Annotated in this window: 10 protein-coding genes and 1 pseudogene; 4 read left to right on the top strand and 7 right to left on the bottom strand. The window is 40.6% G+C overall.

From position 1 onward, the window contains the following. Window positions 1-67: 67 nt before the first annotated feature. Window positions 68-1,786 carry a proline--tRNA ligase gene (locus FTV25_RS02330; RefSeq protein WP_180002149.1) on the top strand — a complete coding sequence of 573 codons (1,719 nt, stop codon included), beginning with the start codon at window positions 68-70 and terminating at the stop codon, window positions 1,784-1,786. A 57-nt stretch (window positions 1,787-1,843) separates the two neighbouring features. Here FTV25_RS02330 and FTV25_RS02325 read toward each other — a convergent pair whose 3' ends face one another. From FTV25_RS02325 to FTV25_RS02300, 6 genes are all read right to left on the bottom strand, one after another. After that, window positions 1,844-3,259 (bottom strand): hypothetical protein, encoded by a 1,416-nt coding sequence (locus FTV25_RS02325; RefSeq protein WP_180002150.1) that lies wholly within the window; start codon window positions 3,257-3,259, stop codon window positions 1,844-1,846. Between the two features lie 16 nt (window positions 3,260-3,275). Then, window positions 3,276-5,450, bottom strand: a complete 2,175-nt coding sequence (locus tag FTV25_RS02320; protein WP_159123365.1) for a DUF6160 family protein — start codon at window positions 5,448-5,450, stop codon at window positions 3,276-3,278. 29 nt (window positions 5,451-5,479) lie between these two features. Then, window positions 5,480-6,196, bottom strand: a complete 717-nt coding sequence (locus tag FTV25_RS02315; RefSeq protein WP_159123364.1) for a hypothetical protein — start codon at window positions 6,194-6,196, stop codon at window positions 5,480-5,482. A gap of 12 nt (window positions 6,197-6,208) precedes the next feature. Then, on the bottom strand, window positions 6,209-8,218 hold the full coding sequence (locus FTV25_RS02310) for a hypothetical protein (protein WP_180002151.1): 2,010 nt from the start codon (window positions 8,216-8,218) through the stop codon (window positions 6,209-6,211). 234 nt (window positions 8,219-8,452) lie between these two features. Beyond that, window positions 8,453-9,022, bottom strand: coding sequence for a dCTP deaminase (gene dcd, locus FTV25_RS02305; protein WP_004785008.1), 570 nt, complete (start codon window positions 9,020-9,022; stop codon window positions 8,453-8,455). Between the two features lie 122 nt (window positions 9,023-9,144). Next, on the bottom strand, window positions 9,145-9,738 hold the full coding sequence (locus FTV25_RS02300; RefSeq protein ID WP_180002152.1) for a LysE family translocator: 594 nt from the start codon (window positions 9,736-9,738) through the stop codon (window positions 9,145-9,147). Window positions 9,739-10,385: 647 nt separating this feature from the next. On the opposite strand from FTV25_RS02300, the gene FTV25_RS02295 reads away from it, so the two are divergent. The 3 genes from FTV25_RS02295 to FTV25_RS02285 are packed head-to-tail and all read left to right on the top strand — an operon-like array spanning window position 10,386 to window position 13,887. Continuing rightward, entirely contained in the window at window positions 10,386-11,390 is a 1,005-nt protein-coding gene (locus FTV25_RS02295; RefSeq protein WP_159124389.1) for a TAXI family TRAP transporter solute-binding subunit, read from the top strand. Beyond that, entirely contained in the window at window positions 11,390-11,875 is a 486-nt protein-coding gene (locus tag FTV25_RS02290; protein ID WP_180002153.1) for a DUF1850 domain-containing protein, read from the top strand. The genes FTV25_RS02295 and FTV25_RS02290 overlap by 1 nt, the downstream gene beginning before the upstream one ends. Then, window positions 11,872-13,887, top strand: coding sequence for a TRAP transporter permease (locus tag FTV25_RS02285; RefSeq protein WP_180002154.1), 2,016 nt, complete (start codon window positions 11,872-11,874; stop codon window positions 13,885-13,887). The genes FTV25_RS02290 and FTV25_RS02285 overlap by 4 nt, the downstream gene beginning before the upstream one ends. A gap of 68 nt (window positions 13,888-13,955) precedes the next feature. Here FTV25_RS02285 and FTV25_RS02280 read toward each other — a convergent pair. Further along, a pseudogene (locus tag FTV25_RS02280) lies at window positions 13,956-14,085 on the bottom strand (IS4 family transposase); the annotation flags it as partial.

The raw sequence follows: 14,085 nt of genomic DNA, 5'->3' as shown, positions 1-14,085 counted from the left end.
GAATGTTCACCTCATTTTTTATTGTATAATCTCTGCTTTAACGCTTAATTTTTTTAGGACAGTTTCCATGCGCGCGAGTCGCTTTTTATTTGCAACGTTGAGAGAAACCCCGAACGATGCTGAAGTTATTTCACATCAGCTAATGCTTCGTGCTGGTATGATTCGTAAGTTGGCTTCAGGTTTGTACACCTGGCTGCCGATGGGCGTTCGCGTATTAAATAAAGTTGCAGCGATCGTTCGCGAAGAGATGAATAATGCAGGCTCACTTGAAGTCTTGATGCCTGTGACCCAACCAGCTTCTCTTTGGGAAGAATCTGGTCGTTATGTGCAATACGGTCCTGAACTATTACGTTTTAAAGATCGTCATACCAATGACTTTGTGCTTGGCCCAACACATGAAGAAGTGATCACTGATCTGGCACGTAATGAGCTAAAAAGTTACAAACAACTGCCTGCAAACTTCTACCAGGTTCAAACCAAGTTCCGTGACGAAATTCGTCCTCGTTTTGGCGTAATGCGCTCACGTGAATTCATCATGAAAGATGCCTATTCTTTCCATGCGGATCAGGAATCTCTGCAAGAAACTTACGACAAAATGTACGAAGCGTACTGCAAGATCTTTACCCGTTTAGGTCTGGATTTCCGTCCAGTACAAGCGGATACCGGTTCAATCGGTGGTTCAGGTTCACACGAATTCCACGTCTTGGCTTCAAGTGGTGAAGATGATATCGCCTTCTCAACTGAATCTGATTATGCGGCTAACATCGAAATGGCTGAAGCGATTCTGGTGGGCGAACGTGCTGCTCCGGCTCAAGAATTGAAAGTGGTTGATACCCCAAATCAGAAAACCATTGCTGATGTATCAAATTTCCTTGGTACTGATCCTGCGCATTCAGTAAAGGCATTACTGGTTCAAGGCGTTGCAGCTGAAGAAGGTAAAGCAGCTCCTGTCGTTGCCCTGTTCCTTCGTGGTGACCATGAACTGAATGAAATTAAAGCCGAAAAGCATCCAAAAATTGCTGCGCCTTTGGCTTTTGCTACTGAAGCTCAACTTGCTGAACTAGGTTTGACTGCTGGTTTTGTAGGTCCGCAAGGTTTAGTAGAAAAAGGCCTAACAGTAATCGTTGACCGTGCTGCTTCTGTACTGTCTGACTTTGTTGCAGGTGCAAACGAAGCAGACAAGCACTCAACTGGCGTGAACTGGGAACGTGATGCGCAGTTTAGCGAAGTTTATGACCTGCGTAATGTGGTTGAAGGCGATCCTTCTCCAGATGGTAAAGGTACACTTCAAATCAAACGTGGTATCGAAGTAGGTCATATCTTCCAGTTAGGCAAAAAATACTCTGAAGCTTTAGGCTGTAAAGTCTTAGGTGAAGATGGCAAACCATTCACTGTAACGATGGGTTGTTATGGTATCGGTGTGACACGTGTCGTAGCATCTGCAATTGAACAGAATTACGATGAAAAAGGCATCATCTGGCCGGCTGCGATCGCTCCATTTGAAGTGGCAATTGTGCCAATGAATGCGCATAAATCACCTCGCACTTTAGAAGCAGCTGAAAGCTTATATGCAGAACTGCAAGCTGCTGGTTTTGACGTATTGCTTGATGACCGTAACGAGCGTCCAGGTGTGAAATTCTCTGATCTTGAATTGACTGGTATTCCACATCGCATTGTGATTGGTGAAAAAGGTCTGGATGCAGGTACTTTTGAATATAAAGGTCGCCGTGATGCAGAATCAGTAAATCTTTCAAAAGAAGAACTACTAGCAAAAATTGCGAAATAATTTTTTTCTGAATCAATAAAAAATCCCGCCTAGAGCGGGATTTTTTATGTTTCTAACTTAGCAGAACTTATGCCCGCCAAAGCAGTTTGAGGTCACATTCTGGTTTTGTAGCAGCTTGTCCATTAAGGTTAAAGTTGCAGGAGTACCATCTACATAATTAGTAAATTTACCCACATCAATATTCAATTTACGCACCACCGCGACATTCGCCAGAGACCCTAAAGCCTCGCCCACACTGACATCAATCAAGTTTTCAGGACGTAAAAGAAATTCAGAAATAGCAGTTGCTACCTGAGGTAACACGAATGAAATATCAACTTCATCTGTAGTTTTTAATACACCCAGTTGAATCGGGTCTTTAAAAGATAGCCACCAACCTGGTTTGGCAATATCAGCCGCGTCCGCACCTTGCCAATGCACATTCTGACTCTGTAAAGACAAATAACCGCCTGTACCATTTAATGGAATATTATGGATCATATTTAGAGCCTGAACAAAGGTGATGTCCATATTCAGGTTATCCAGACTTGAACCAGCACCCATTTGAAAGAAAGAATGTGTTCCTAAATTAAGAAATCCAATTAATGGATCAAACTCTACATACAGCTTATCTTTTGAAAAATCTGGTGTACCAATCACATCACTTGGCAAAGTTGAACCCGTTAAAGCCTTTGCTAATGGAATCGAAGCAATAGTAGAACGGATATTACTTACAGTCGCTGACTTTAAGCGTTGCCCAGTCACGACAGTTTCTGGCATAGTAAAGTCTACCCGCATGGAAGGCACTGTAATCCCGGTATGGCCATCAGCACCTGGCTTACTGGTAAAAGTACGTGTTTGTCCTAAAGCCTTTAGATTCCCTGAGATTTTTTCATCATTTGCAATACCAAAGGTTCCCGCTTTTGTAACAGACTCACCAGTGGTTTGCGCCATTTTCATATAACCACTAAAACTTTTGAGGCCATCATTTGGATTTTCGACGTTGTCAGTCCCCATGGTTAAGAGTCCGACAATTTTATCTGCACCTAGACGGAAACCGACCACTTCCCGGGTAGAGGCACTTCCGCCATTTTTAATTGCAAACTCAACAAAGGGATTACTCACACTGGCGCTGGTATTAGCACGGTCACCTGAAAAGACAGGGTTACCTTTATCATCAAGAGAGGTATTTAAGCCACTCAAAGCCAAGTTAGAAATATCAATATCACAACCATTAGTATTCCCAATACTGTTATTCGTTCCACCACAACCAAGCTGCAAAGTTTTGATATTAATATTCAATTCCATTAAAGCTTCAATACTTAGCTTATGGAAGTTAATTCCTTGTGATGAATCATAAGCATTTTCCAAATTTAATAAGGCCTGTGCATCAACTGCCGATAAAGCCTCATCGTCTAAGGCTGTCATTGCCATCGCCTGTTGAGTAAGGCCCATTAAAGTGACAATCAAGCTATTCAATATTATTTTTTTCATGAAATCATCCCTTATTTCAGCGCGGTGTAATGCCTAGCGTACTGCGCATGGTTCCGCCTGTGAGTGCAATTGTTGCTATATTCTGCATATTGCCATTTGTGGTCATGGCCATGTTGGTTCTAAACGGTTCGATAATCTTCTGATCTTTATTAAATTTAATTTGATTATCTAAAGTAACAGTATCTTCACTCACGCCTATTTTGGTGATTAATCCTAAATTCCCTTCCATACGATTAAAGTTAATCGCAGAAGTATGAACTGCACCTGTGCTATCTACATCTTCATTAATCAGACTAAAATAACTACCAAGATTATTAACATCACCTTTTTCTGTAGAAGTTAATGTTCGGAACTTAAAGTTTGCATCCAGCGATAAATAATTTTCGCCTGCTACATCCAGTCCCGGAATAATCATTAACTCACCACTACCATCAAGCATCATGGCAATTGTTGTTAATACATCATCGCGTTTAGAAAAGTTGTCATCAGGAACAAACTGATCACATTTATTGCCTGATACACAGTTATATTTAGATCCCGGTAATTGGCCAATTGCCACTTCAGCTTTAGCTGCGATCAGCAATTTATCAGCTTTTACATAGATGCCTTCATCTTCATAACCAATCACCCCTTTGGATTCAATAAAGGCATCAATATTTCGAAGGCCAGCATAATAGTTTCGCGCATGGCCATTCTCTACACCACCATCAATTAAAAGAATTGAAGTTGTACTTGGTGCTCCAGTTTTGGCATCCTTTCCATAACCTTCAGTTGATGCCATCACGTTATAGGCAATACCATTCTTGTCACCGTCATATTTTGTACCCGACAAAGCAACATTGGCATTCAGGTTGTAAATTGGAATACCAATTCCCCAAGAACCACTATTCCCGGAAATAATACCAGTATCATTAGAAATAAAATTTGCTTTGGCTGCAATCGACTGGAAATCCATACCCCGTATGGCGATTAGTGCAAAATCCTGATTAGCAGACGTACTGCTTAAAGTTTGCTGCAAAATCGGATTACTTTGTCTAAGTGTTGACTTAATATTGTCATTAACTAAAAATTCTAGGCTCTGCGCCTGAATTGTATTGATATAAATATCGCCAAAATCGATATATGCATTATTTTTTCCAGTTAATGAACGTAATTCATTAAACTGAACTGCATAGCTTCCTTTACCCGTATGACCAATTTCCAAAGTCGTTGGTTTTAAACCCTGTGCTGCTGCCACTTCCTGATTGGTAAAATCAGCTGATAAACCAAGATGCAAGCCGCCTTCACCTGCGTTATAGCTTGAAACACTGCGATCTTGTCGCGTCAGCACACCACCAACTTTATTACTTATATCAAAAGAGTTCAGTTTTGACTGATCAGCACCTAACGACAAACGTGCATTACTCACTGCACCCGAAATACCATAGCGCATGATATTTTTTAAATCGCCATCTCCATTCTGATAGCGTAAATCAAAGTTTAATCCAGCTGTTTGCGCACCAGTTGTTCCTACAGCCACTGGTTTTAAATTAATTAGATGGTCTTGTGTGCCACTTTTACTGGCGAGTACGACGCCTTGTATCGGGTCTATATACATATAGCCCGTACCAGCGAAGTTAAAATTAAAGTTATCTAGAACTAAGCTATTTGTACCTAAAGTATGTTTGATCGTGGCATCTTGCAAATTGAAATCGATAGTAGCTGTTTCATTCTTATTGAATAAACCTGCTGTCGTATGAAGCACCATTTTAAATGGACTATCAATCGCAAGACCTAATTTGCCCAAATTTTGATTGTTTTCGACACAGCTTGTTCCAACACAATCCTTACTCACAAGTTTAAAATCTGCATTGGCACTAAAGGGAGCTACGCTTGCTTCTAGGCGGATCCCTGCACCAGCATCGGTCGCACCGACATCAAACTTAAGCTGGCTTAAAATCGCATTTTGATCTTTGCCTAAGATTTCTACTTTATGCAATCCCAGTCCCATCTTGGTATTTACATCAGCATTCGGGTCATACCAATTGAGCTGTTCAACTTCTACTTTTGATACCTCGTGTGTAATCGTAATACCGTCTTGACCAGTGATATGACCCAATTCTTGTTCTTCAATCAGCTCTAGTGCATAACTATGCTGTGCTAAACAGACACATGCCGTTAATAATTTAATTTGTGATTTTATTTTTTTCATTCTTTCATCCCTATACTGCATCCATGCAGTTAGCAACGGCTTTGTGCACTCCCAGCTGAGCAGTTAAAGCCAAATATTTTTAAGTTTCCTGACATGTGCATGTTGCCGTGCATATTGAGACCCATAAACCCCTTCTCACGCCCCCGGTCAAATTCTGGAACATCTGCTGAGGCAGTGGTATATGTACCGTCCGCTTTATAAACACGATTGGTGAAGGTCGTATACTTCTCTGAATTGGCATAGCCTTCTTTATCGCCCTCACCGGTTCCGGTTTCAATAGCCAAAGTATTAAAACCCAAGTTTCTGATTTTTAAAGGTTTATCATCATAAAAAGTGATTTTCATGGCTGTTTGAGGATCGCCTGCCACATTAGTAATTGTAGTGCCATCGATAGAAAACTTATCAATTTGCAGGGTGCCTTGTATGCCTTTAAATACCAGCCATTTTTTATTGCCTTGAGCATCAACATGATTGTTCGGAGAAATAGCCAAGCGACAAAACAAGGTGTTAATTCCACAATCTGTTGTTGGCTTGTAATACACCTCTAACTTATTAGCGACCGTTTCAGAAATTTGAGATTTCGTTAAATCAGTAGCGTATTGATGGTTGAGTGACAAGGTCCAGCTTAAATCTGCTCCGCCTTGACCCGTTTCCGCTGTCATTTGCTGCGGATCAAGACTGACCAAGCCGGCTTGTGTCGCAAAAGAAATCCCAAGAACTGTAGCAAGCATTAACTTTTTCAACATTGCCCTATTCCTTTATAGACCTGTAGTTTTTATTTTTAGATGTTGAATCAACACACCATCAATCACTGCTGAACCAAAATTCCTCATTGAGTTATCAGTAGCCCCCCTAAATACCACACCAGTAGCATTATTATCATCTTTTGCCTTCAGCATATTAGTATTGGCAATACGTTCAACAGAACCAATGGCGATACTACTGTGAGTTGCATCGCGTCCTTGATACAAGGCAATGCTATCTGAAGCTTGAGCTTTAATTTCAGTACCACACGTATATACATTACATGTAGAGCCTAAAAGTGCTTCTGATCCTAAAAAGCCACCTTTTCCATCTGGATAACGCTGATAAATCCGGTTGTAAATATCTGGAATTTTAGGAATACGTGTCACTTCCAAAATAATATTATTTCCTTCCGAACCCACAACAAAAGGCTGATACATACTTCCTAGTACCAAATTGATATTCGGGCTATATAAATACAATCCCTCGGTATCATGAAATATAGGAGCTGCAGAGCCATTTAAAGCAGGAGTCGGACCATCTCCATCAAGATTATTCTCTTTTGCTGCACTACTAATACGAATCCCTTTACTGTTCAAATTGTTTGAATCACTGGTCAAAGTAGAGGGATCATCATTAGTATTGAGTCGGATCAGACTCGCCAGGCCCAAGGTTTGACTATATGCAAGATCAGGCGATGTAAGGGTTTGAAATAATCGGACTTGCGAACCGTTCATGCTCAAGCCATTAGCAATAAACTGTGCACGAAAACGTTCAGAAATATCTAAGCCTGAAGTAGGTGCTCCAGTAGCATAATCTACGGTATTACTTGAATTTAAAGAACGTGAGAAAATATCAGTCCAGAAACCAAGCTTAATATTATTATCTGCTTCATTTGCAGCAACTGTTGCAAGAGGTGCTTCTAAAGCTAGATAGCCCACTTCTTTTCCCGTATCCGTAAACTGTTTTACTGTTTCGGCTCCGGCATGAAATAACCAAGGATTGCTGGCTGTTCCCCAATTAAACCCCTGATTGCTATAGCGGCTACTGAGTGAATTATCACTTTTTGATAAAGCTAAACCATAGATAAATACATCAGCCTTCGTACGTAGCGTACTGACTGAGGCACCCATTGCAGCTTCTTTGGCCGCTGTTGTTGCGCTCGCTTTAACCGCCTGCTCCATAGCAGTCACTGCATTTTTTGCCTGAATCAGTGCATACCTATCAGCTTCAATTGCTAATTTTTCTTGTGTCGCATTCTCTACAACTGTAGTAACTCTTGAATCAATAGCATTGGTTCGGGTACCCGCTTGTTGAGTCCAAGTATTATTTAATGGAGTGGTTACCTTGTTTCCATATAACAATTCGATCATTTCATAGGTATTTTTTAATGCATATTCGACAGATTTATCTTTTTGCCATGCAGTTAAAGTATGAGATGTTGTTCCGTCACTTTTTAATCCTGTAATAATTGTACCGTCATAATAATCCTCATAACGCTGCTGATAATATTGCTGCATTAATGTCGAATTACGATATTCTTCCACAATACCACTACGCGCACTTGCACCAATTTCATTACGGATTGCAGTTAAAGTCGCATTATAGTTTTGAGTTTTATAGGTACTAACACTATTGTCATAAGTCGTTTGATAAAGATTGGCATTTGCACTGATACCATTTAAATAGCTACTTGCATACACTCGATCATAGACTTTGTTATAGGCACGCTCACCTAACTGAGCATAGTTCTCTCCAGTCGGAATAATACGAATAAAGCCAGTGTCTGCCTGACCTGGATTGGCAATACCTCGTGCATAGCTTGAACCACTGGAAGCATCATTCGGTGCCTGAAAAACCATTTTAAAGTCATCAAGTACCAGGGCAACACCTTCACCGGTAGTATCAGAAAGAGAAGAATCAGTTAATTCCTGCATTGCATGTGCAGATGGCAATAATCCTAAACCGATCATCATTGCCAAAAAGCTTTTACGAAATTGAAATTTAGCTTTTATTTGAGCCATCTCGACCTATCCTTCTTATCTGATGCTCCGCATCTTTATCCTTCAGCTTCCCAGCCTTCAATTTTTGATTTTTATGATGCTTGGCACATCTTTTTTATATATTCATTCTTCATTATGCTTATTTTTAGCAGGATTACCAAAGCCAAAAGACCAAAAACCCCGAGTTTCCGATGAATGAAACAGCAAAAAAAATAAGCGAGGCATTAGCCTCGCTTATTCAATGCTTTAAAACTATTAAGCTTTAGGCAAAGTAACGCCTGTCTGCCCTTGGTATTTACCACCACGATCTTTATAGGAGGTTTCACAAACTTCGTCTGATTCGAAGAACAGCATTTGAGCCACACCCTCACCCGCATAAATACGTGCAGGCAGGTTAGTTGTATTTGAAAACTCCAGCGTGACATGACCTTCCCACTCAGGTTCAAGTGGAGTCACATTCACGATAATGCCGCAACGTGCATAAGTCGATTTACCCAAGCAAACGGTCAGTACATTTCGTGGAATACGGAAGTATTCTACTGTACGCGCTAAAGCAAATGAGTTGGGTGGAATGATACAAACATCCGATTCAATATCGATAAAGCTTTTTTCGTCAAAGTTTTTCGGATCGACAATTGCAGAGTGAACATTGGTGAATACTTTAAACTCACGCGCACATCGCACGTCATAGCCATAGCTTGAAACACCATAAGAAATCAGCTTTTGACCATTTTCATCCAGACGAATCTGGTTTTCTGCATACGGTTCAATCATGCCGTGTTTTTCGCTCATTTCGCGAATCCAACGATCAGACTTAATTGCCATTGATATAATCCAAAAATCTTAAAAATAAGTAATTGCGACGTACTTTAACTGAAATTGACACTAATGAAAATAAGCGAAATTCTGACAGCTAAATTTCAGGAAATTTAGCTGCTTTTTCAGGTTTAAAGACTGAGGAGTGCTGAATAGGATAAAGGTACAGAAAAGCTCATTAAAATAATGGAAGCGGTCTTTTGTAAGTTCTTTTGATTCAGCCAGCGATTGTTTTTTCTGGCCAATAAGCTACCTAAAAAGGTCCAGAAAAATGCGATAGGAATAAGTAATGCCAAGAATGCCAGCATATAAGTCACATAATATTGACTGCTTTTCCACACCATGACCGGGAAAATAGCCGAAGCAAATAATAATGCCTTAGGATTCAGCAAAGTCGCCAAAAATAGTTCCCGTGCCCGAATCGAAATACATTGAAAATTTTCACCAAGTTCTGCAGTACGCCATAATTTTAAAGCTAAAAATAGAATATAAGCAGCACTACAGAGTTTGAGAATATGAGGTAATTCCGGTAAATAGATCGAGATTTTACCAATCAAAAAGCCCCAGAATGTAATTGCGATGAGATAGCCGAAAGCTTCTGCAGGAATAAGGCGAAAAGTTTTTCTAAATCCAACTTGAATACCTGACGATGCCAATAAAGTATTGGTTGGGCCCGGTGTTAATAGAATGGCTGCCACTAAACCAATAAATAACCATGAAATCATAGTTTGACCTCGCTCTTAGGTATTAAGCATAAAATAATCCGGTCAAATCTACAAAAAAATAATTGTAAGAGAACATATTAAAAAAAATTATATTTTATTTTTTTATTTATTTTCATATAATTATATAAAAATAAAAGAAAATTTTATTTCAGTCAATTTTGTCAATTTATAAAGCTATAAGCTCATCATAAAATTGCTATAAAAGTAGAAGTTTCAATAGAGTATTCGGACTTAAAATTCCTGAAATACTAGTCTCTACAACATGAAAGAAAAATCATCCAAAACTTTGAAATGATTATTTCTGGTAACCTTTGATTGAATTTTAGCCAACTAAAAATCCCTGCTCTTACGTATGAACTTTGGACACTTCTAGAGAAAGATTTGGTGATGGGAGCAACTTTTACCTAACTCCTAATGATTAAATTTTCACTCTCCATTTAAGATGTCTATCTTGCTCAATTTGTTCAACATATTGATAAAGCAAAATTTCGAAAAAAATGTTATTAAAGGTATTCAGACAAAATAATTGCTGTTAAATTGTACAAGGACAACAATTGATAATTCACATTTTTTAACATCCAGACGGTTTAGTATATTGTTGTTTTAATTATATTTTAAGAACTACAGAATAATATCAGGAGTCATATATGAATAAATGGATCAAACTTTCAGTCATGAGCTTAGCGTTATCAGGCGTAGTTGCCTGCTCGAATGATAATGCACAAAATAAATCAGATAATCAGGCTGCATCTGGCGAGAGCGTAGCTGCAGATAAACTGCAAACCCGATTTGTCAATATTGCGACAGGCGGTGCCTCAGGCCCTTATAATGTCATCGGAACAGGATTGGCTGAAATCTATAACAAGACCTACGGCGTAAGTTCCAAAACCCAGACCACAGGGGCTTCTGTCGAAAATCTAAATTTATTAAAACAGAACAAAGTTGAAATGGCCTTTGTCATGAGCGACAGCTTAACTGAAGCAATTAATGGTCAAGGCAGTTTTAGTTCTAAAATTGACAACGTGCAGCAGATCGCTGCGCTTTATCCAAACTATGTACAGATTGTCACTTCAAAACGTTCTGGTATCAAAAATATTGAAGATCTCAAAGGCAAACGTATTGCAGTGGGCGCCCAGAATTCAGGTGTAGAAGTGAATGCCCGTACTCTATTGAACGGTTTTGGTATCACTTATAAGGATGTCAAAGTAGATTACTTAGGTTATGCCGAAGCAGCTGATGCCTTGAAAGGCGGTAAACTGGATGCAGCCTTCCTGACCAGTGGTCTTCCAAACTCTTCACTGATGGAGCTGCAACAGGGCTTTGATCTACAACTGGTGAGTATTAATCCAGATAAAGTGAAAGCGATTGCCAAAGATCAGGCGTATTTCCTGCCAATGACCATTCCTAAAGGGACCTATGGCAATGCTGAAGATATTCCTACAGCTGCGATCATGAATGCGCTGGTGGTTCGTTCTGATCTCTCTACAGATGATGTATATAAGCTAACCAAGACGTTCTTCTCCAGCTTGGATCAACTCGCCAATTCACATCAGGCTGCTAAAGAAATCACTTTAGAAGGTGCACAAAAAGGTCTGGTTGCTCAACTGCATCCGGGCGCGCAAAAATTCTATGATGAGAATAAAGCGAACTGATGAAATGGATACAAGGTGCAGCGATTGCTGCACTTTTTAGTTTGGCTGCTTTTTTTATTACCTATGTTTGGATGACATTTCCGTATATTTTTGTGGAAGTGAAAGAGCAAAATTTTCAGTGCAAAATTGACCAGAAATCTTTTCAGCTCAGCTGGATGCATTCGGTAGAAAGAACACAGTGGAAAGAACGTTATCTTCTAGACAAGGACCATTTCATTCTGACAGACACTCAGTTCATTTCATTTGGTGCGGGTACACCTGATCAAGGTACTATTACTCGACAGGATGATGGCAACATCCATATGCAAATCAACCGAGAGATGAAAGAACTCAACTGGGTCATTTCACGCAGAATGCAGGGACAAATTGAGAGTGCTGATCGGATCTGGAATATTTATCAGGATTTTCCCGACTACAGCACGGTACAACTTTCTATAAAAAAAGACAGCCCATGGAAAAAAAGAGGTTTAAATGATTGCCTATGAATCCACAAGAAACAAGAAATGTGACCGAAGCACTGGATGATCAACAGCAACAAGAATTATTAGAAAAATTTGACCGTGAATCTGTCACTCGCAATCCGATCAACAAATCGGTTCGCTGGTTTATTGCTGCCTTGGCAATATCCTATTCGTTATTTCATCTTTATATTACTTTTAATCCCTTGCCAGAACTGATTCAACGTGCAGCCCATGTATCCATTGGTCTGGCGCTGATTTTCTTGTTGTATCCAGCACGTCAGGCCAGTAGCCGGCAAAAGGTAGCATGGACGGACTGGATTTGGGTCATTGCCTCTTTTGTTTCTTTCTTTTATTTGTTTAAAGAGTATCAAGCGATTATGACCACTCGGGGAGGCATTCCCAATACGCTGGACATTGTCTTCTCGATTATGACAGTAGTATTGGTGGTTGAGGCTGCTCGAAGGGTAATGGGCTGGATGTTGCCGATCTTAGGACTGATTTTCTTAAGCTATCCATTTGTCAGTCATTTTGAATGGATGCCGGATCGCTTGCTCACTCGCCCCTATACATTCAGTGATATTTTCGGACAAATGTATCTGAAGACTGAAGGTTTATATTCTTCAGCCATTGGTGCTTCAGTCACCTTTATTTTCCTGTTTATCCTGTTTGGTGCCTTTCTGGCGAAATCAGGAATGGGAAAATTATTTAATGATCTCGCCATGGCACTTGCGGGACATAAGCAAGGTGGACCAGCCAAGGTCGCGGTGATTTCCAGCGGTTTTATGGGCAGTATCAACGGGACGGCGGTTGCCAATGTCGTAGGAACAGGTTCATTTACCATTCCTTTAATGAAGAAAATTGGCTATCACAAAAACTTTGCCGGTGCAGTGGAAGCCAGTGCTTCTGTCGGCGGGCAGATCTTGCCGCCAGTAATGGGTGCCAGTGCCTTCATCATGGCAGAAACCACGGGTGTCAGTTATGGCACGATTGCCTTAGCTGCGGTATTACCTGCCCTGCTGTATTATCTCGGTGTGATGGCACAAGTCCATTTCAGAGCTGGCCGAGATCACCTGAAAGGCGTTCCCAAAGCTGACCTACCACGAGTCAAAGAAGTCCTGAAAGAACGAGGACATTTATTATTTCCAATCGTTGCTTTGGTATTCTTTTTATTCCAGTCGATTCCAGTGAGTTATGCCGCTGTTTATACAATTTTGTTGACCATTGTGGTGGCAGCATTCAGAAAATCCACCCGTATGGGACCTAAGGAAATTCTGGAGGCTTTAGCTGATGGCGCCAAGCAGTCACTTTCCGTGATGGCGGCCTGTGCGGTCGTGGGTATCATTATTGGTGTGGTGAGTTTGACTAGCTTTGGTTCTGTCATGACTTCTTCAATCATGAGTATTGGTGCTGGCAGTCTGTTCCTCACCCTGTTCTTCACCATGATTGCATCGATGATTTTGGGTATGGGCCTGCCATCGATTCCAGCCTATATCATTACCGCGACGATGGCTGCTCCGGCTTTGGCCAACTTTGATATTCCAATCCTAGTCGCGCATATGTTCGTATTCTATTTTGGCCTGTTTGCCAATATTACCCCTCCCGTCGCCTTAGCCGCCTTTGCTGGTGCGGGGATTGCCGGGGGTGACCCAATGCGGACTGGATTCCTGGCCTTGCGCCTATCCCTAGCCGGATTTATTGTGCCCTTCCTGTTTGTCTATAACCCGGCGATGCTAATGATTGATACAACAGATATTGCCGTGAATGCCAAAGAATTTGGCTTACCGGCATGGAATGTCATTTTAAGCATTACCGTAACATCCATTGTCGGCATTCTGGCACTTGGCGCTGCAGTAGAAGGCTACTTTAAAACCGCGATGAATTGGTTCTGGCGCATCTTCCTAGGGGTTGGCGCTCTCATGATGATTGTGCCTGAGACCATGACCGATATTATCGGCACCATCATGGTGATTATTGCAATTGGCTTTAATATCATTCAGGCAAGAAAAGAAAATACAGCTACGACTAAAACCTCATAAAAAAAAGAGAGCTTAAGCCATTGCTGTCCCACAATTTTTCACAAGAGGAAGCTCAAATGAGCTTCCTCTTATTTTATGGGTATTTTATCGGGTGAAAATAAAGCTTTTAAAGTTTTTCTTTCAAACAAATTCACTTGAATTATTCTGAGTAAACGTTGAACTGTCCAACCTGTTTTTCCTAAATGTTGAGCGAAACTC

It is taken from the genome of Acinetobacter sp. YH12249, from assembly GCF_013417475.1.
Classification (GTDB): Bacteria; Pseudomonadota; Gammaproteobacteria; order Pseudomonadales; family Moraxellaceae; genus Acinetobacter.
The sequence above is the reverse complement of the archived record's forward strand: the minus strand, read 5'-3'. Positions and strand labels throughout refer to the sequence as shown.